Source organism: Amycolatopsis sp. CA-211722 (genome assembly GCF_056828465.1).
The window spans coordinates 7,590,736-7,610,026 of sequence record NZ_CP184752.1 but is presented as its reverse complement, the minus strand read 5'-3'; the positions used below and the strand labels follow the sequence as shown (position 1 = coordinate 7,610,026).

Here is a 19,291-nt window from a genome sequence, read left to right as displayed (position 1 = left end):
CACAAGGAGGTTTCGATGCGTGCTTCGGAGATCATGACCAGCCCGGCGGTGGCGACCACACCCGCGACATCCCTTCGCGAGGCGGTGGCAGTGCTGACCGAGAAGGGATACGCCGGTCTTCCGGTCGTCGACCACGAAGGCCGGGTGCTGGGGACATTCACCGAATTCGACGCGTTGCGGGGAATCCGGGCGGGCGGTGACGGAATCACGGTCGGCGCGTTGATGTCCACGCCGGTGGAGGTGATCTCGCCGTCCACCGACGTCACGGAGATCGGCAGGCGGATGCTGGCCGACCGGCTGCGTTGCCTGCCGGTCGTCGAAGAGGGCGTGCTGGTCGGTGTGGTGAGCAGACGCGATCTGCTCCGCCCGCTCGTCAGGCCCGACGACTCGATCGCCGCACAGGTGCACGGCCTGATCAGCGACTACGCCGGACATCGTCCGAAGTGGACTGTCGAGGTCGACGGCGGTTACGTGAACATCGCCGGTGAATTCCGGGACGAGGCCGAACGGCGGGTGCTCGACGCGCTCGCCCGGACGGTGCCGGGCGTGGTCGCCGTCGTACTGGTCACCCGGAATCCGGCGGCGACATGACGGCCGGGACGAGTGCCTTGCTGGCGGACGGCGACATGGTCACCGTCCGCCGCTTGCGTGCGGGGGACTTCGACGCCGTTCTGAAGCTGCATCAGCGGCTGGACGAGCACGACCGCTATCTTCGCTTCTTCACCGCCCATCCGGGGAGACTGGATCTGCTGAGCCGGTTGGCGATCGAAGGCCCGGGAATCGGTGCGTTCCGGGGGGAAGACCTCATCGGTATCGCCCATTACCGCCCACGGTCCGCGGACGACGCCGACGACGCGGCCGAAGTCGCCCTGGTCGTCGACCGCGAGGTACAGGCACATGGGGTCGGCACCCTGTTGCTCGAACACCTCGTGTCCTTGGCCCTGGCCCAGGGACTCCACCGCTTCGTCGCACTGGTGCTCGCGGAGAACACCCGGATGATCAAAGTGTTCTCCGACCTCGGCCTCCCGTACGTCATCGGAAGGGGAGGACCGGAGCTCGACGTCGAGATCGAGCTCGGCGAGCCCGACCGATACCTCGAGCGCGTCGAGGAGCGGGAACGGCTCGCCGACGTGGCGAGTCTTCGCGCGGTACTGGCCCCGGCCTCGGTAGCCGTCGTGGGGGCCGGCAGGCGTGACGACTCGGTGGGCAGGGCGATCCTGCGGAACCTTCTCGCCGCCGGCTATACCGGCGACGTGTACGCCGTGAACCCGCACGCCAAGGAGATCCTCGGCGTTCCCTGTACCCCCTCGGTGTCCTCTTTGGATCCCGCGGTCGAACTGGCGGTGATCTGCGTACCGGCGGAATCCGTTCCCGACGTCGTCGAAGACTGCGGACGGGCGGGTGTGCGCTCGATCGTGCTCGTCACGGCGGGGCTGACCGGGACGCCGCTGGAACATCGCGTCCGCGAACTCGTCGCCCGGTACGGGATCCGGCTGGTCGGGCCCAACTGCTTCGGCGTGGTCAACAGTGCTCCGGCGACCCGTCTCGACACGACCTTCGCGCGCCGTGCCGCGCGGGCAGGCCGGATCGGGGTGGTGACGCAGTCCGGCGGTTTCGGGATCGCGCTGATGGACGCACTCGCCGGGCTGGGGCTCGGACTGTCCACTTTGGTGTCCGCCGGTGACAAGTACGACGTGAGCGGCAATGATCTCCTGCGGTGGTGGCGCGGCGACGGGGAAACCGACATCGCGGTGCTGTACCTGGAGTCCTTCGGCAATCCGCGAAAATTCAGCAGGCTTGCCCGCACTCTCGCGAGGGAGAAGCCGGTTGTGGCCATTCGCGGGGCATCCGCCCCGGCGGCACAGCGGGCCGCGGCCGCGCACACGGCCGCGCGAGCGGTCCCGGCCGCGACCAAACTGGCGTTGTTCGGCCAGGCCGGTGTCCTCGTCGTCGACACGGTGACCGAAGTCCTCAGCATGCTCGCCGCGCTCTCGTGGCAGCCGCTCCCATCGGGTCCGCGGGTGGTCGTCGTGAGCAACGCCGGGGGTGCGGCGGTTCTGGGGGCGGAGGCCTGCGTTCGCAACGGTCTGGTCCTGCCCGAGCTGAGCCGGAAGACGCACGACACGCTCCGGCGGCTGTTGCCCGAGCACGCGAGCGTGGGCAACCCGCTGGACACGAGCGCCGCGGTCACGGCCGACATCTTCGCTTCGTGCGTCACCGAGGTCTTGGCTGACGAAGGTGTGGACGCGGTGATCGCCGCCGGCGTGCCGACCGGCGTCGGAGATCCGCTGGCCGGGCTGGTCGCACGACCGGAGAGCAAGACCGTCCTCGCCGTGCGGCTCGGCCAGCTGGAGTCCGTCGCCGCCCACAGCGGGATTCCTTGCTACGCCGATGTCGAGGAGGCCGCGGCCGTCATGGCGAAGCTGTCCGAACGGACCCGCTGGCTCGAGGCGGGGAAGGGCGGCCTGCCCCGGCTCACCGGGATCGATCTCGCGACGGCGACCCGGTTGGTGGGCGAATACCTCTCCGCGCATCCGAGCGGTGGCTGGTTGTCCCGAAAGGACGGTGAGGATCTGCTCGGCTGTTTCGGGGTCCGGGTGACCCTGCGGCGATTCGGTGATCGCGAGCTGCTGGTACGCGGCCAATCCGACGACGTGTTCGGTCCGGTCGTCGTCCTGGGGCTCGGCGGTATCGACGGAGCCTTGCTCGACGACAGATCGACCGGCCTGGGGCCGCTCGGCACCAACGACGCCGAAGCGCTCATCGACAGCCTGCGCGCGAGCAAGACGCTGTTCGGCGGGAACAGCGCTCTCGACCGATCCGCGCTCGCCGACGTGCTCCTGCGAACCGACCGGATCATGGAGCCGGTGCCGGAGGTCGTCGACGTCGACCTCGACCCGGTCTTCGTGTCGGCGGAAGGAGCTACTGCGGGCGCTGTCCGGGTGCTCGTCCGGCCGCGGCCATGGACCGATCACCACCTTCGCCGGCTGTGAGAAGAACGAAGTCCCGGCACCGGGAAACGGTGCCGGGACTTCGGTTTCCGGACTGTCACCGGAGCCAAGGGTTCCTGTCCACGAAGGACAGTCGAGTCCAGCGCTCTCCGAGCCCCCAGGTGTTTCCGGCGGCGGTCGCGGCGAGCGCGATGAGCACGAGGGCGTAAATCACGTGGTACTCGATGAGGGGGTTCGTCGACATGGTCGGCTCGCCGGCGCCGTTCGTCCGGTCGAGCGGCCATTCGGCGATCCACATCAGCAGCATCATCACGGTGCCGGTGATGGCGGAGATCCGCATCCCGATCCCCAGGGTGACGGCGAGACCGATGCCGAGCAGACCGGCCGTGAACAGCCAGTCCGCCCACCAGGTTCCGCCCCAAGAGCGCAAGGTTTCGTCGAACGGGCCCACGTCGACCCGGCTCAAGAAGCCCTTCGTCGGCGAGCCACCGTTGATCCAGGCGTTGCCGGAAGCGGTGGCGTAGCCGAGGCCGAAGGTCTTGTCGACGAACGCCCACAGGAACAGCAGACCGGTGGCGACACGGAGCACGGCGAGGCTCATGGCACCGGCCGACCGGCCGGAATGGGCTTCCTGATGCTGGACGGGAACGCTGCGCCGGTGTCCGCTTTCGGTGGTGGCCATCGACTTCTCCTCTGTTGGCAGTTTCACGATCGCTTCGAGTGTGTTACGACACGGCAGGCTGCTCTGGGGTCGAAAGGCCCAGGTACGCGAGGCCATCGTCATGCGCCGCGGCGAGACTCGCGCGGCATGCGCGAATCAGCTGCCGGGTCGCCCGCGTCGGCGCCGCCCGTCCACAGCCCGGGCAGGAGAAGGTGACGTCCCCGGCCAGTTCGTCGACCGCGACGGAGAGCGCGAGAGAGCAGGAGCGGCACCAGCGGTGGCCGGTCACGACGATGACGTGCAGCGGCGAGGACACACATTGGTGCAGCCAACGGCGATGGGTCCGGCAGGTGATCCGATCGAGAGGATCTCGATCTTTCTCTTCCTCGAGGTCTTCCCGTGACAAGGTGATCGCGAGCCGCCGGTCCTTCAGATCCGCATAGCGAGCGAGGGGAGCCTGTTCCCGTTGGTTCTTCGTGGCCGGCATGGGAGGGTCCTCGCTTCCGATCCGCGGGTTGTTGACCTGTACTCCCATCGTGCTCGGCTCGTCGGCGACTCAGGAGAGGCGGACGCCCCGGGTGAACCGGCCCTTCGGTCCGTCCGGATCCCGCCGAGAGCGGGCCGAAGGTCCCGCCGCTCAGATGCCGAGGGAAGCGGGCCGGATGACGTCGTCGTCCCAAACGAAGTCGAGCCGGTTCCGGACGTCGACCACGCCGGGGACCTCGCTCGCCAGGGCGCCCGCGCGTTCGACCGCGCCGCGGTTGTCCAGCCTGCCGAGAAGCGTCACCACACCGTCGGCGACCGTGACGGACGCCTGTCCTGGTGTCACCCACAGGGTGCCGACGAGGATGTCGTGTTCGATCTCGCCACGGATCTCTTCGTCGGGACGCCGGAACGAGGACAGCAGGTCCCGGCGCGACACGACACCGACCAGCTTCGCGTCCTCGACCACGAACAGCCGTCGTACGTGCTTCCTGGCCAGGAGGATCGCCGCGGCGGCGAGGGAGGCGCCTGCTTCGATCGTCACCACGGGTGCGGTCATCAGGTCCCTGGCGAGCAAGGCCTTCGCTTTGCGTGACTCGTCTTTGGCGTGATGTCCGGCGAAAAAGGCAGGGCGGGGGTCGCGAAACCGGGCCAGGAGGTCAGCCTCGGAGACCACGCCGACCGGTGCTCCGGAGTCGTCGACGATGGGGACCGCGCTGATCCGCTGCCTCGCCATCAGCGCGGCGATCTGTTTGTAGCCGGCGTCCGGCCCGACCGTGATCGGATCGGTGGTCATGACTTCGGAAACGGTGCTGCACATGGATCGCTCCTTCGTTCTCAGGAATCCGCGGTGCGGGAGATCAGCACCGGGCAGGCGGCGTGATGGATCAGGCTCTGTCCGGTCGAGCCGAGCAGGAGACCGCGGAATCCGCCGCGGCCCCGGCTGCCGACCACGACCAGTTGGGCTTTGACGCTCCAGCGCAGCAGTTCCTGGCGGGGTTCGTCGTGCACGACCACCTGGTGCACTTCGACGTCGGGATAGCTGTCGCGGAACTTCGACACCTGCTCGGTGAGCATCCGTCGAGCGGATTCGGTGAAGGCACTCCAGCCGTAGTTGCCCGCGGGATCACCGAAGGACCGGGAAGCCGAGACGTCCTCCCAGGCGTGCACCGCGACCAGGTCCGCTCCCCGGGCGCACGCCTCGTCGAAGGCCGCGGCGATCGCGACCTCGGCGGAGGGGCTTCCGTCGACGCCGACCACGACGGGTTGTTTCCACGCCGCGGGGAGGTCCCAGGTGCGGCCGCGTACCGACACGACGGGACAGTGCGCGTGCCCGGCGAGGGCGGTCGTCACCGATCCGCCGAACAGGGCGGTGAAGCGGCTGTGCTCGGTGGAACCGAGAACGACCAGCCGAGCGGTTTCAGAAGCCTCTATCAGCGCCGGGGCGGGGGAGTCGTCCGAGAGGTGTGTCGTGACGACGGGGCCGTATGCGTGGCCCACGGTGTCCGCTGTTTCGCGGAGAATCGTTTCTCCGCGGTTCTTGACCTTGCGCAGGAGCTCATCGGACGGCGGCACACTACCCAGGTAGTAGTCCGAAATTCCCAGCGCGTGCCAGAGTTCGAGGGAGGTTTCGTGGTGGTCGGCTGCCTGCATGCCCCAGGTGGCGGCGGCACGGGCGCCGGTGGATCCGTCGGCACCGACCATGATCGGCCCGGTCAGCCGGAAGGTTCGGTTCATCATCGGCTCTTTCCGCTCAGCACGTCCCTACGGGGCCAAAGCTAAGCGGGCGGACGTGTGCGGTCCGGTGCCGTTGGTCCCGGATTCCGAGGACCTCGGGTGCGCCTCAGGTCACTGGTGCGTGCGCGCGTGGAGCCGCTTCACTCGATCGATGACGATCCTCATCGCCGGCGGAGGTCTCAGCGGCCTCAGCCTCGTGGCACACCTGGTGGCACGACCGGAATCCCCGGGACCGATCGTCGTCGTGGACGACGGTAGCCGTGAGCTCGCGACCACGGGTTGGGCCTACTGGTCCGCTGAGCCGGGAATCCTCGACCAGGCGGTGTCGCGAACGTTCGATCGGTTCCGCGTGCACGCGGCCGGACGTAACCGGATCGTCGGCCTCGGCCGGTACGAATACCGCTTCGTCCGTGGTGACGATCTGGCGGCGGCGGTCGGCATGGCCGCGGCGAGACGTGGCGATGTCGTCTTCCGCCGCGGACGGATCACCGAGATCCGGCAGGCGGGCCAAGGGGCGGAAGTCCTGGTGGACGGTGAATCCCTCCGGGCGGATTGGGTGTTCGACAGTGTTCTCCGGCCTGGCCCGGCGCGGGTGGACGGCTGGCTGATCTTCCGCGGTTGGCACGTGCGCACGGCCGCTCCGGCGTTCGACTCGGCCGTGCCCACCTTCTTCGACTTCCGAACGTCTCAGAGCCGCGCCGCGAGCTTCGTCTACGTCTTGCCACGGGGGCCGCATGAAGCACTGGTCGAGCACACGTCCTTCGCGCCGCCCAGCTCGCGGGGTGTCGCGTATCCCCAGGAGCAGCGAAACGCTTTACGTGAATACCTCGCCACGATTCTCGGCGTGCGGGAGTACGCGGTCACCCGTGAGGAGTCCGCCTCCCTGCCGCTCTCCGCTTCCGCCGTCGACCGCAGACGCGGTTCGATCCTCGCCATCGGGACCAAAGCCGGCCTGGTGAAGGCATCGACCGGCTATGCCTTCCAACGCATTCAAGCCGACAGCGCGGCGATCGCGAGGTCGTTGGTGGTCCACGGTCATCCTTTCGAGCTGCCGAAACCCAAACCGAGGCATCTGTTGTTCGACGCCACGCTCCTCGACGTCGTGGCCCGTGACCCGGCTCAGCTCGAACGGGTCTTCGCGGCGTTGTTCGACCGGCCCTCGGCCGAGCCGGTACTGCGATTTCTCGACGAGGAAAGCTCCCTGCCGCAGGAGGGAAGACTGTTCGCGCGCCTGCCGCCTTCGTTGTACTCAGCGGTGAGCCGGAGGCATCGATGAGATTCTCCCTCACCCGCTATCGGCGGTCTTGGCTACGAGGTGATCTCTTGGCCGGGGTGACCGTCGCCGCGTATCTGGTGCCGCAGGTGATGGCGTACGCGGAGGTGGCGGGACTGCCGCCGGAAGCCGGCCTGTGGGCGGTGATCGGGCCTTTGGCGGTCTACGCGGTGCTGGGCTCGTCGAAGCTGCTTTCGGTGGGCCCGGAATCGACGACCGCCTTGATGACGGCCGTCGCGCTCGGCCCGCTCGCCGCAGGAGATCCTGCCCGCTACGGAGCGCTCGCGGCAGTGCTGGCGCTCATGGTCGGCGGCCTGTGCCTGTTGGGAGCCTCGGCCCGGCTCGGGGTGCTGGCCGACCTGCTGTCGAAGCCGGTACTGACCGGCTACATGGCGGGGATCGCGGTGCTGATGATCGTGAGCCAGCTGGGCAAACTGACCGGCGTCCCCGTGACCGGCGAAGGGGTCCTCGCGGAACTGGGTTCGTTCGTCAAGAACATCGGGCATCCGCACTGGCCGACCGTGGTCCTCGGCGGTCTCGCTTTGGCTTGCCTGCTGGCGGTACAGCACTGGCTTCCGCGGTTTCCCGGACCCTTGGCCGTCATCCTGCTGGCCGCCGCCGTCGTCACCGGTCTTTCCTTGACGGAGAAAGGGATCCGAGTGGTAGGGCCGGTTCCGGATTCGCTGCCGGTACCCGAGATCCCCGTGGTGAACGGTGCTGACCTGGCGAGTCTGCTGCTGCCCGCGCTGGGGATCGCCCTCGTCGGCTTTTCCGACAACGTCCTGACCGCCCGCGCCTTCGCCGACAGGCACGGCGGGCGGGTCGAATCCGATCGCGAGCTGCGCGCGCTGGCCGCGTCGAATCTCTCCTCGGGACTCCTGCACGGGTTCCCGGTCAGTTCGAGCGGCAGCCGGACCGCGCTGGCATCCGCGATGGGCGCCCGGACCCAGCTGTATTCCCTGACCGCGCTCGCGACGGTCGTGCTGACGGTACTTTTCGCGGGACCGTTGCTGGCGGGTTTTCCCAAGGCGGCGTTGGCGGCGATCGTCGTCTACGCGGCGTTGAAGCTGGTCGATCCCCGGGAATTCCGGCGCATCGCGAAGTTCCGCCGCAGCGAGTTCTTCTTGGCGGTGTCGACCTTGCTGGCCGTCGTCGCACTGGGCGTCCTCTACGGCGTGCTGGCCGCCGTCGGCCTGTCCATTTTGGATCTTCTGCGCCGGCTGGCGCGGCCGCACGGCGCGGTGCTCGGTTTCGTGCCGGGAGTGCCCGGGATGCACGATGTCGGCGACTATCCGGACGCGACGACCGAACCAGGCCTGGTGATCTACCGGTACGACGCACCCTTGTGTTTCGCCAACGCGGACGACTTCCGGCGGCGAGCCCTCGCCGCCCTGGACGGCGAAAAGCGGGTCGAGTGGTTCGTCCTCAACGCGGAAGCCAACGTCGAACTCGACATCACGGCGGCGGACGCCTTGCGCGGGATCTGCGACGAGCTGCGTCACCGCGGGATCACGTTCGCGCTCGCCAGAGTGAAACAGGAGCTACGAGAAGATCTGAAAGCCGCAGACCTACTCGGGCTGATCGGTTCCGGGTCGCTTTACCCGACGCTGCCCAGTGTCGTCGAAGCGTTCCGTGAGAGGGGGAAGGCACATGCCGAACCAGGATGAGCGCATGTGGTCCGGGAGCGAGGTCGAGATCCTGGCCCGAGCCGTCATCCGTGCGCCGTCGGTGCACAACATCCAGCCATGGTCGCTGAACCTGCCCGGTATGCGCGCGGAGCTGAGTGAACGGACCGATCTCTCCTTGCCCGAGCACGACCCGACCGGTCGCGACCGGCTCATCTCCTGTGGAGCGGCCTTGGGCAACCTCGTACTGGCTGTCCGGGTACTGGGGTGGGCCACCGACGTGGAGATGCCTCCGGGGCCGGAACCGCTGGTCGCCGTCGTGACCACCTCGGGCCGTGAGCCACCGTCCGACCGCGAGCTGCACGCGTACGCCGCCATCTCGCGGAGGCGGAGTCACCGCCGCCCGTTCGCCGCGATCCCGGTGGCGTCATCGATGCTCGCACCGGTCATCGGGCAGCTGCCACCCGGAGTCGGCTGCCGGGTCCTGAGCGCCGGTGACAAAGGCATCCTCGCAGTCTTGCTCGAGCAGGCTTCTCGAACGATTCAGGGCCGCGGCGGCCTCCAGCGAGAGCTCGAGGAATGGACAGGGGAGTGGCGGTCCGATGGTGTCGGTGACGGCCTGCTCCGGCCTGGCTACGACAAGGCGGGCCTTCCGTGGGCAGGCCTGGTTCGCCGGACCAGCCTGATCTCCGACGTCCGGACCCTCGTGTGCAGGCTGGACGCGGAGACCATCTTGATCTTCTGCGCGAAGGATGACGATCGCACCGGCCACCTCACCACGGGAGTGGCCATGCAACGCTCCTGGCTCGCGGCCGTCGACGGGGGCCTGGCCGCGTCGGTACTGACCCAGCTGCTGCACGAGGAACCCGTCCGGGAGCGGATGACCGAGGAACTGAACCTACCGGGACACCCTCAGCTCATCATGCGGCTCGGCTATCCGGACGGGCCGGTTCGGCACGCCGCCCGCCGCCGGCTCGGGGAGGTCTTGCGGCATCCGGACGATCACCGTCCGTCCTGACGGTCGCGTGACTTGGCAGAGGCGGCCGGTGATGAAACGCTGGAGCCGTCCGGGCGAGGGAGACCTGCCACTGCGCCGACCTGAGGAGTGATCGGATGCCGTCGGAGCGAGCTTCGGCCGACGAGACGCCACCGAGCGCGGCGGTCTTGACCGGGCTGCGGCTCGACGAACTGCTGCACGAGGTCCAGGAGCGCCTGTCCGAGATCGTCAAGACCCGGGATCGGCTTCAAGGCCTGCTCGACGCGGTCCTGGCCGTGGCCACCGGGCTGGAACTCGACTCGACCCTGCAGAGAATCGTGCAGGCGGCGGTCGAGCTGGTCGACGCCCGGTACGGCGCGCTCGGTGTGCTCGGTGACGAGGACGGGCTTTCGGAGTTCGTCTACGAGGGCATCGACGCGGAAACCCGGTCGCATATGGGCCACTTGCCCGAAGGCCGCGGCCTGCTCGGACTGCTCATCGCGGAGCCTCATCCCGTCCGGGTCCAGGATCTGTCCCAGCATCCGGCCTCGGTCGGGTTCCCGGCGAACCATCCGCCGATGCACAGCTTCCTGGGTGTCCCGGTCCGCGTCCGGGACGAGGTCTTCGGCAATCTGTACCTGACGGAGAAGCGGGGCGCCGCCGAATTCACCGCCGATGACGAGGTCGTCCTGCAAGCACTCGCCGCGGCCGCCGGGGTCGCGATCGACAACGCCCGGCTGTTCGAACGATCACGGACGAGGGAACGCTGGCTGGAAGCGGTCGCGGAGGTCAACGGCGAACTCCTCGGGGGCGCTTCGGTCACCGACACGCTGAACCTGATCGCCGCCAGGGTCCGCGAAATCTCCGCCGCCGACCAGGTGCTGATTCTCCTCGCCACCGAAGTCGGGCAGCCGTTGACGGTGAGCGTCTTCACAGGGGAGCGGAAGACCGCTCTGGAGGGTGCGTCGCTGGCGGGTGGGCATCCGGCCATCGACCAGGTGCTCGATTCCGGTCAGCCCAGTCTCGTCCCTGACCTGGGTACGGTCTCCTCCGGTCAGGCCGAGCCCGCTTTCGAGGGTCTCGGACCGGCCGCCGTAATCCCGTTGAACAGCGCTTCCGGTGTCGGAGGGGTCCTCATCTCGGGGAGGGACAAGGGCTCCGCCCAATACAAGGCCGATCAGCTTCCCATGCTGTCGTCGTTCGCCGACCAGGCCGCGGTCGCGTTGGAGTTCGGTGAGAAACAGCGAAATCAGCGGCTGCTGGACGTTCTCGCCGACCGGGACCGGATCGCGCAGGACCTGCACGACCACGTCATCCAGCGGATGTTCGCGACCGGCATGAGCTTGCAGAGCATCGTGCCGCGAGTACCCGACGCGTTCGCGCGGGACAGGGTGACGCAGGCGGTGGAGCAACTGGATCGCACGGTCCGCGAGATCAGGACGTCCATCTTCGACCTGCACACCTCGGGCTCGGACGCCTCGAAGAGCTTGCGTCGCCGGCTGCTCGACGCCGTCACGGAGCTGACGACCGAGAGCACGCTCACCCCTTCGGTCCGGATCGCCGGGGCCGTCGACACACTCGTGCCGCAGACGCTGCACGAACATGCCGAGGCAGTGGTCCGCGAGGCGCTGAGCAACGCCGTCCGGCATTCCGGCGCCGACGAGATCACGATCAGTGTGGAGGCCGACCGTGAGCTGACCATCGAGGTCGCCGACAACGGCATCGGTATCTCGCACGAGGGCAGGCGAAGTGGTCTGTCGAACCTCGCCGACCGGGCGGAGAGGTGTGGTGGCGAAGCCGAGTTCGGCGACCGTGACGGTGGTGGCGCACGGGTGCTCTGGCGTGTTCCGCTGGTCTAGCCGTCACCGAATACCGGGGGCGCCGCGGTCCTCTTGAGTTCGGTCGCGAGGACCGCGGCCTGCGTCCGGCGCTGGATGCCGAGCTTGGCCAGGATCCGGGAGACATAGTTCTTCACGGTCTTTTCCGCGAGGAACATCCGCTCACCGATCTCGCGGTTGGTCAGGCCTTCGCCGATCAGGTCGAACACGGTTCGTTCCTGCTCGGACAGGGCGGCGGTCGGATCGTTCTGGTCGCGCTCACGCCGGATGCGGTTCATCAGCGCGGCGGTGGTCCGGCTGTCGAGCAGTGAGCCGCCACTCGCGATCGTGCGGATGGCCGAGACGAGGTCGTTGCCGAGCACCTGTTTGAGGACGAATCCCGAAGCGCCGGCCATGATGGCGGTGAAGAGTGCCTCGTCGTCGGCGTACGAGGTGAGCATCAGGCACCGTAGCTCCGGCTCGGTGGACAGCAGATCCCGGCAGAGCTCGATGCCGGTCCCGTCGGGGAGCCGCACGTCGAGCACGGCGATGTCCGCATCGCTTTGGGGGACACGGGCGAGTGCTTCGGCGACGGACGCGGCCTCGCCGGCGATTTCGATGTCGGGTTCGTTCCCGAGCAGATCCGCCAGCCCTCGCCGGACGATCTCGTGGTCATCCACGAGGAACACCTTGGTCGTCATCTCGTCCCTCCTGCGGGGTCCCGGCATCTCAACCGACGGTACCCGTGTAGTTCGGCCGATACAGCCACCTAGACGTCCCAACGAACCGGGACTTTGGACCCTAGTGGGACCCGCGCCGGGTATTTGGTCCCGGTGATCGATGCCCTCGGTACCTGCTCGGTCCTCGCGGGACAGGTGCACCGTGGAACTCGAGTTCATGACGACTGAGGACGGGACACATGGCGAACGGGTGGACGAGGGCCGAGACCGAGGTACTGGCGAGGACGTTGCTGCGGGCGCCCTCCGTGCACAACACCCAGCCGTGGCGACTGGAACTCGACGGCGGCCGGCTTCTCCTGCGCGAGCGCCGTGACGTTGCCCTGCCCGAACACGACACCCGGGGCCGAGACCGGCTCATCTCGTGCGGTGCCGCCCTCGCGAACGTGGAACTCGCGGTCCGGGTTCTCGGCTACGACCTGACGACGCGGATGTTCCCGGAGAACGGCGAGCCGGACCTCGTCGCCGCGATCGAGACCACGGGGCGTTCGGCGCCATCCGATGTCGACCTGCACCGGTACTCGGCGATCGCCCGGCGAGGAAGCTACCGCCACCCCTTCTCAGGCAGGCGAGTCTCCCGGGAGAAGATCGGCGACCTGATCGCCGCCGCGACCGAGAGCGGGGTCGAAGCCAGGCTGATTTACGACGAGCTGGAACTCTCCCGGGTCGCGGATCTGCTCGAATTCGCCGCCGGGGCGTATCAGCACGACTTGGCGTACCAGCGCGAACTGGCCTTGTGGACCATCCACGACGAGCAGTATCACCGCCATGGCGTCGGACTGGCCGCGAGTACGCTACCCGCCGGATCGCTTCCCTGGGCGGGGCTGGTCCGTCCAGGGACGGCTCTTCCGGATCGCCGAGTTCTCCAGCGTCGCCTCGCCGGCGAGACCTTGCTCGTCTTCCTCACCATCGACGACAGCCGATTTGACCACCTGCACGCGGGACACGCGCTACAGGACACCTGGCTCGAAGCGGTCGACGACGGTCTGGCCGGTTCTGTCCTGACCCAGCCGTTGCACCTGCCCGAAGTCCGTTCCGCGTTGGCGGAGGATCTGGAACTTCCCGGGTTTCCGCAGGCCGTCATGCGCTTCGGTTACCCCACCGGGCCGGTACCGCCGAGCCCGAGCCGCGCCGTCGACGAAATCCTCGGAAACGGCTTCTGAGCTCCTCACGAGAAAGGTGGCATCGTGACCATCGCGCTGACCTTCCATGGCGGAGCCGGAACCGTCACCGGCAGCAAGTACCTGCTGGAAACACCCGGATCCCGCGTCCTGGTCGACTGCGGCCTCTTCCAGGGGCTCAGCGACCTGCGCCGCCGGAACTGGGCACCGCTGCCGCGTGCCTTGACCGACGTCGACGCCGTGGTGATCACTCATGCCCACCTGGACCACTGCGGGTACCTGCCGGTCCTGGTGCGATCCGGCTGGCGCGGACCGGTGTACGCGACGCCGGGCACCGCGGCGCTCGTGCCGATCGTGCTGGAGGACAGCGCCCACCTCATGACCGAGGAAGCCGCGCACGCCAACAAGTACGGCTGGTCCAAGCACCGGCCGGCCTTACCCCTGTACGACGCGGGCGACGCGCGGAAGGCGATCGGACTGCTCGAAGAACTCGACTACGGCGCCGAGACGACGGTGGGCAAGGACATGACACTGCGTTTCGGGCAAGCCGGCCACATCCTCGGCTCCGCCTGGGCACAGTTGCGGTCCGACGGGCGCGACGTCGTCTTCAGCGGCGACCTCGGCCGTCCGGCGCACAGTCTCCTACGTCCGCCTTCACCGCGGCCTCCCTGCGACGCGCTGGTGCTCGAATCGACCTACGGCTCGCGCGTTCACCACGACATCGATGCCATGGACCGACTCGGCGAAACCATCCGGCGAACGGCCAGGCGCGGCGGCAGTGTGCTCATCCCGGCGTTCGCCGTCGACCGGACCGAAGTGGTGCTGGCCGCACTCGCGAAACTGATGCGGTCGCGCACCATCCCCGAGCTGCCGGTGTACGTGGACAGCCCGATGGCCTTGGCGGCGCTGAGGGTGTACCGCGAGGCGTTCCGCGACCACTGGCCGGAGATCCGGCCCGAACTGGCCGGGCACGATCCGCTGACCCCGCCTTCGTTGACCGAGCTGCGGACCGTGGAGGAATCCATGCGGGTCAACGCGCCGAGGATGCCTTCGATCATCATCTCCGCGTCGGGGATGGCGAGCGGTGGCCGGGTACTGCATCACCTGGAACACATGCTGCCCGATCACCGCCACACCGTGCTGATAGTCGGCTACGCCGCCCCAGGAACCCGCGCGCGCAGCCTCGCGAACGGAGCGAGGCAGATCAAGATCCACGGCCGGTACACCACGGTCCGCGCGGACGTGGCCCAGCTCGACGCCTTCAGCGCCCATGCCGACGCGGACGAGCTGGTGCGGTGGGCCGGCGCGGGAGCGGCGCCGAAGACCACCTATCTCGTGCACGGCGAGCCCGAGGCGTCGGCGGCGGTCGCCGAACGGCTTCGTGCCGAGCATGACTGGCAGGCTGTCGTTCCCCGTGATCGGGAGCGGGTCCTGATCTGAGTGGGGGCGTTTCTTGCTCGCCGTGGTCTTGCCGGGTGCCGACCTTGACCGGAGGTTGCGAAAGCCACTTTCGCAACGTTGAAGGTTGCGAAAGTGGCTTTCGCGACACACCTCCAGACCCGACTGGAGCCTGAGACCGGCAGCAGCCGGAGGCCAGCAGGTAGCCAAGACACCCTTGGCTAGAGCGCTCGTTACCCCTCACGACACCTGTGCAAAGTGCCCGCAAGGGACACCGTCGACTACTTTAGTCCTTTGTGGACCATCAGGAATGCGCCGTCTGCCCTGAATACCTCGGAAAAGTGTTCCGACGTCGGTCGACGGCCGGCCGGAAGAAGAGGGACGTTGGTCCCGCTGGCACGATCTCTTCGGCCGTATCGCCGCACAAGCCCGCGTTCCTACGCTGAGCCGATGGACGAACAGCCGGTGCGCCTGCGCGATGGCCGGATCGTCTTCGTGACCCGGGTGAGTCCGGGCGACGCAGAAGAACTCGGTGAGGCGCTCGCCGAAGCGGATCGGGAGACGCTGTACCGCCGGTTCTGCGGGCCGCCTCCGAAGGTGACACCGCGCTTGCTGGCACACCTGACCGAGCTCGATTTCGATCGCCGCTACGCTCTCGTCGCTCGTGACGAGGTCGGCAAGGGCGTGGCGATAGCGCGGTACGAGGCGACGATCCAGCCAGGGATCGCGGAGATCGCGGTCGCGGTGAAGCCTGGTTGGCGCCGGGCAGGGCTGGCGACGGCTTTGGTCACCATGCTGGCGGAAGCGGCGTCGCGGCACGGGTTCAGCGAGTTCGCCGCCACCTACCTCGCCGACAACCGCGCCGTCGCCGACCTGCTCGACTCTGCGGGGGCGCGACGAGTGATCACGGACGGCCTCGCGGACGCGGCGGTCCGGCTGCCGCCCCAAACATCCACAATGGACTTATAGGTCGAAGGTCCCGTAACCCGGTTACGAATGCCGCTGCCTTCTTCCCGTGCCGGTTCTTAATGTCCAAGGCAGTTGCCGAAATCAGGATGGGGTGAACCGCTATGCCGGAGAATTCCGGACATCGGGTCGTCGTCGGTATCGACGGCTCGGAGTCCGCTGTCAGGGCCGTCCGTTGGGCGGCGGATCAGGCGCGCCGCCGCCACGCGGAACTCGCGCTGGTACACGCGATCGACGACGAGTCGCTGAATCATCCGAGGCCGATGCCGACCCGGGAGAACCTCGCGGAAATGATCAGGATGCGCGGACATCGCCTCCTGCGGCAGGCCCGTGATGCCGCCCGGGAGATCGCCCCGGATCTCCACGTCTCCCTCCTGTTGCGGCACGAGCGCCCGGTGCAAGCGCTGAAGGACGCCGCCGAGAACGCGGACCTGCTCGTGCTGGGGACCGAAGGGCTGCGTCCCCTGGGCCGGGTACTGGTCGGATCGGTGTCCATCGCGCTGGCAGCACGAGCGGCGTGCCCCGTCGCGCTGATCCGCCCGCACGTCGCGGAAGCCGAAGCGCCGCAGGACGGACCGGTCGTCGTCGGCGTCGACGGGACAAGGACCAGCGAAGCCGCCCTCGCACTCGCCTTCGAGGAAGCGTCCTGGCGGCAGACCGAACTGGTCGCCTTGCATTGCTGGGACGACGCATTCCTTTCGGCGGTCTTCGAGGAGACGCACTGGAGCCTGGAGCGGGCCGAGATCGAGGAGAGCGCGAACGAGGTCCTCGCCGAACGGCTGGCGGGCTGGCGGGAGAAGTACCCCGACGTGCGTGTGCACCGGGAGGTGGTGCGAGGTCGTCCCGCCGACAAACTGCTCGAGCACGCCGACCGGGCGCAATTGCTGATCGTGGGCAGCCGCGGCCGCGGCGGCGTCGCCGGGATGCTCCTCGGTTCGACCAGCCAAGCGGTGATGTCCTACGCGTTGTGCCCGGTGATCGTGGCCCGCGAGGCAGCGGGCCGGTGACCGGTTCCGCCATGGTCCGGGGAGCGGCGGGTCTCACGGCGGACGAAGCGGCGACCGCGCTTCGCCGGGACGGACCGAATACCCTTCCCGCCGCGAAACAGCGGAATCCGTTGCTGACGCTGGCGGGGCAGATGGTCCATTTCTTCGCGTTGATGCTGTGGGCGGCGGCGGGGCTGGCGTTGCTCGCCGGGATGCCTGCGCTGTCGATCGCGATCGTCGTGGTCGTGGTGCTCAACGGTGCGTTCTCGTTCGCCCAGGAGTACCGCGCGGACCGTGCCGCGGAGCGGTTGCGGGATCTGCTGCCGGTGCGCGCGACGGTGCGCCGGGACGGGCGTGCGGTCGTCGTGGACGCGGCGGACCTGGTCGTGGGCGACGTGGTCCTGCTCGAAGCAGGGGACCGGGTGTGCGCAGACGGGGAACTCGCCGAATGCGGCCTGCTCTCGGTGGACGAGTCGATGCTGACCGGCGAAAGCAGCCCCGTGCGGCCGGAGATCGGCGGATCCGTTTTCGCCGGGACGTATGTCACCGAAGGACACGGCGTCGCGATCGTGACGGCCACCGGCGCCCGCTCCCGCCTCGCCGGAATCTCGGCGGTGACCGCGAGCGCGGTGCGGCCGAGGAGTCCGCTGGCCAGGCAGTTGCACCGCGTGGTGCGGATCGTGGCCCTGATGGCGGTCGCGGTCGGCTGCGTGTTCTTCGCCGCCGCCCTCGGTCTCGGCCGCGCGGGAACGGAGAGCTTCCTCCTCGCGATCGGCGTGACGGTCGCGCTCGTCCCGGAGGGGCTGCTGCCGACCGTGACGCTGTCGCTGGCGCGGGCGGCGCAGAAGATGGCCGGCCGCAACGCCCTGGTACGCCGGCTCGAATCCGTGGAGACGCTGGGGGCGACCACGTTCATCTGCACCGACAAGACGGGCACGTTGACCCGTAACGAAATGTCCGTCGTCCGGGTGTGGACGCCGTCCGGGACCGTCGAGGTCGACGGTACGGGATACCGGCCGGTCGGCGAGCTCACCGGCTCTCCGGCGGCGGTGCGGGCGGCGGCGGCGCTCGCGGATTCCGCGGCACGGTGCTCTCCGGACGCGCACGCCGTCGAAGAGGCGAACGGGTGGCGGCCGGTAGGCGACCCGATGGAGGTGGCGCTGCACGTCCTCGCCGCACGTGCCGGAGTCACCGCCGCTCCGCCGCCGGCCGGACGGCGGCCGTTCGATCCGCGCCGGCGCCGGTCCTCGGTCGTGGACGTCGACGGCCTCCATGTCTCGGGCGCGCCGGACACCGTCCTGCCATTGTGCGCGGAGGTTTCCGGTGCGGACGAAGCCATCGCCGCGTTCAGCAGGGCGGGTCTGCGGGTGCTCGCGGTGGCGCGCCACGCCGAACCGGCCGCACAGGAGGAGCAGGGCGGGCTGACTCTGCTCGGCCTCGTCGGGCTGGAGGACCCGCCCCGGCCCGACGTCGGCGCCGCGATCGCGTCCTGCCGTCGTGCCGGGATCCGCCTGGCGATGGTGACCGGCGACCATCCGGGGACGGCGGCGGCCATCGCCGCGGAAGTCGGGCTGCTCGGGCCGGACCGGCTTGTGCTGGAAGGCAAGGACCTGCCTGCCGACGACGAGGCGCTCGGCAGGCTGCTCGATGTCGACGGTGTGGTGGTCGCCAGGGTCGCCCCGGAGGAGAAGCTCCGGATCGCGAAGGTCCTCCAGGCTCGCGGGCACGTCGTGGCGATGACCGGAGACGGCGTCAACGACGGGCCTGCCTTGCGCACGGCCGACATCGGTGTCGCGATGGGGGCATCGGGCAGTGACGTCGCGAGGGAGGCGGCCGATCTCGTCCTTCTCGACGATCATTTCGGCACCATCGTGGCCGCCGTCGAACTCGGTCGCGCGACGTTCGTGAACATCCGGCGCTTTCTCACCTACCACCTGACCGACAACGTAGCCGAGCTCACGCCGTTCGTCGTATGGGCGCTCGCGGGCGGGCAGATCCCGCTGGCCATCACCGTTCTGCAGGTTCTGGCGCTCGACATCGGCACCGACCTCCTCCCGGCGGTCGCGCTCGGCGCGGAGCCGCCGAACCGGCGCACGATGGAGGGGCCCGTGAAGGGCGGCTCCCTGATCGACGGCAAGCTGGTGCGCCGCGCCTTCGGAGTGCTCGGCCCGGCCGAGGCGCTGGCGTCCATGGCGGCGTTCCTGGTGGTGCTGCTGGGTGGCGGATGGTGGTTCGGCGAGGTGCCCGACACCGCGCTGCTCGCGACCGCGTCCGGTACCGCCTTCACCGCGATCGTGCTCGGCCAGCTCGCGAACGCCTTCGCCTGCCGGAGTGAGTCACGCTGGGTCGGCAGGATCGGCTTGCGGGGAAATCCCTTGCTGTGGTTCGCGATCGTCTTCGAGCTCGCGATGCTGGCCGCGTTCCTGCTCATGCCGCCGCTGCCCGGGCTACTCGGTGGTACCACGCCGAGCCCGCTCGGCTGGGTGCTGGCCTTCGCCACCGTCCCGGTCGTCCTGCTCGCCGACACCGTCCACAAGGCCGTTCGTGCCCGGTCGTGACC

Annotated in this window: 16 protein-coding genes; 11 read left to right on the top strand and 5 right to left on the bottom strand. The window is 68.8% G+C overall.

The genetic code is table 11. The features are described from left to right. The first annotated feature begins 15 nt into the window (after positions 1-15). Positions 16-591, top strand: coding sequence for a CBS domain-containing protein (locus ACOCEP_RS35000; protein ID WP_482333748.1), 576 nt, complete (start codon positions 16-18; stop codon positions 589-591). Further along, positions 588-2,993, top strand: coding sequence for a bifunctional acetate--CoA ligase family protein/GNAT family N-acetyltransferase (locus tag ACOCEP_RS34995; protein ID WP_482333746.1), 2,406 nt, complete (start codon positions 588-590; stop codon positions 2,991-2,993). The genes ACOCEP_RS35000 and ACOCEP_RS34995 overlap by 4 nt, the downstream gene beginning before the upstream one ends. Positions 2,994-3,048: 55 nt before the next feature. On the opposite strand, the gene ACOCEP_RS34990 is transcribed toward ACOCEP_RS34995, so the two are convergent. The 4 genes from ACOCEP_RS34990 to ACOCEP_RS34975 all read right to left on the bottom strand — a co-directional run bounded on the left by ACOCEP_RS34990 (position 3,049) and on the right by ACOCEP_RS34975 (position 5,835). After that, positions 3,049-3,633, bottom strand: a complete 585-nt coding sequence (locus tag ACOCEP_RS34990; RefSeq protein ID WP_482333744.1) for a hypothetical protein — start codon at positions 3,631-3,633, stop codon at positions 3,049-3,051. Between the two features lie 43 nt (positions 3,634-3,676). Next, positions 3,677-4,099, bottom strand: a complete 423-nt coding sequence (locus ACOCEP_RS34985) for a hypothetical protein (RefSeq protein ID WP_482333741.1) — start codon at positions 4,097-4,099, stop codon at positions 3,677-3,679. A gap of 150 nt (positions 4,100-4,249) precedes the next feature. After that, the gene (locus tag ACOCEP_RS34980; protein WP_482333738.1) at positions 4,250-4,915 is read right to left on the bottom strand and encodes a CBS domain-containing protein; all 666 of its coding nucleotides are present in this window, start codon (positions 4,913-4,915) and stop codon (positions 4,250-4,252) included. 17 nt (positions 4,916-4,932) lie between these two features. Continuing rightward, positions 4,933-5,835, bottom strand: a complete 903-nt coding sequence (locus ACOCEP_RS34975) for a universal stress protein (RefSeq protein WP_482333736.1) — start codon at positions 5,833-5,835, stop codon at positions 4,933-4,935. Positions 5,836-5,983: 148 nt separating this feature from the next. Between ACOCEP_RS34975 and ACOCEP_RS34970 the strand changes: the two genes are divergently transcribed. The 4 genes from ACOCEP_RS34970 (at position 5,984) to ACOCEP_RS34955 (ending at position 11,565) form a co-directional block, all read left to right on the top strand. Further along, on the top strand, positions 5,984-7,108 hold the full coding sequence (locus ACOCEP_RS34970; RefSeq protein WP_482333735.1) for a lycopene cyclase family protein: 1,125 nt from the start codon (positions 5,984-5,986) through the stop codon (positions 7,106-7,108). Then, entirely contained in the window at positions 7,105-8,772 is a 1,668-nt protein-coding gene (locus ACOCEP_RS34965) for a SulP family inorganic anion transporter (protein WP_073843819.1), read from the top strand. Before ACOCEP_RS34970 ends, ACOCEP_RS34965 begins: the two co-directional genes overlap by 4 nt. Continuing rightward, positions 8,756-9,748, top strand: coding sequence for a nitroreductase family protein (locus ACOCEP_RS34960; RefSeq protein WP_482333733.1), 993 nt, complete (start codon positions 8,756-8,758; stop codon positions 9,746-9,748). Before ACOCEP_RS34965 ends, ACOCEP_RS34960 begins: the two co-directional genes overlap by 17 nt. A gap of 95 nt (positions 9,749-9,843) precedes the next feature. Then, on the top strand, positions 9,844-11,565 hold the full coding sequence (locus ACOCEP_RS34955; RefSeq protein ID WP_482333731.1) for a sensor histidine kinase: 1,722 nt from the start codon (positions 9,844-9,846) through the stop codon (positions 11,563-11,565). On the opposite strand, the gene ACOCEP_RS34950 is transcribed toward ACOCEP_RS34955, so the two are convergent. After that, the gene (locus ACOCEP_RS34950; protein ID WP_073843813.1) at positions 11,562-12,224 is read right to left on the bottom strand and encodes a response regulator transcription factor; all 663 of its coding nucleotides are present in this window, start codon (positions 12,222-12,224) and stop codon (positions 11,562-11,564) included. The genes ACOCEP_RS34955 and ACOCEP_RS34950 overlap by 4 nt on opposite strands. 218 nt (positions 12,225-12,442) lie before the next feature. Between ACOCEP_RS34950 and ACOCEP_RS34945 the strand changes: the two genes are divergently transcribed. The 5 genes from ACOCEP_RS34945 to ACOCEP_RS34925 all read left to right on the top strand — a co-directional run bounded on the left by ACOCEP_RS34945 (position 12,443) and on the right by ACOCEP_RS34925 (position 19,289). Continuing rightward, positions 12,443-13,423, top strand: coding sequence for an Acg family FMN-binding oxidoreductase (locus tag ACOCEP_RS34945; protein WP_482333728.1), 981 nt, complete (start codon positions 12,443-12,445; stop codon positions 13,421-13,423). Positions 13,424-13,447: 24 nt separating this feature from the next. Beyond that, positions 13,448-14,821: an MBL fold metallo-hydrolase RNA specificity domain-containing protein gene (locus ACOCEP_RS34940; RefSeq protein ID WP_482333726.1), complete on the top strand. Its 1,374-nt coding sequence runs from the start codon at positions 13,448-13,450 to the stop codon at positions 14,819-14,821. A 408-nt stretch (positions 14,822-15,229) separates the two neighbouring features. After that, positions 15,230-15,748 carry a GNAT family N-acetyltransferase gene (locus tag ACOCEP_RS34935; RefSeq protein ID WP_482333724.1) on the top strand — a complete coding sequence of 173 codons (519 nt, stop codon included), beginning with the start codon at positions 15,230-15,232 and terminating at the stop codon, positions 15,746-15,748. 101 nt (positions 15,749-15,849) lie between these two features. After that, positions 15,850-16,752: a universal stress protein gene (locus ACOCEP_RS34930; RefSeq protein WP_482333722.1), complete on the top strand. Its 903-nt coding sequence runs from the start codon at positions 15,850-15,852 to the stop codon at positions 16,750-16,752. Further along, positions 16,749-19,289, top strand: coding sequence for a cation-translocating P-type ATPase (locus ACOCEP_RS34925; RefSeq protein WP_482333721.1), 2,541 nt, complete (start codon positions 16,749-16,751; stop codon positions 19,287-19,289). Before ACOCEP_RS34930 ends, ACOCEP_RS34925 begins: the two co-directional genes overlap by 4 nt. Positions 19,290-19,291: the final 2 nt, after the last annotated feature.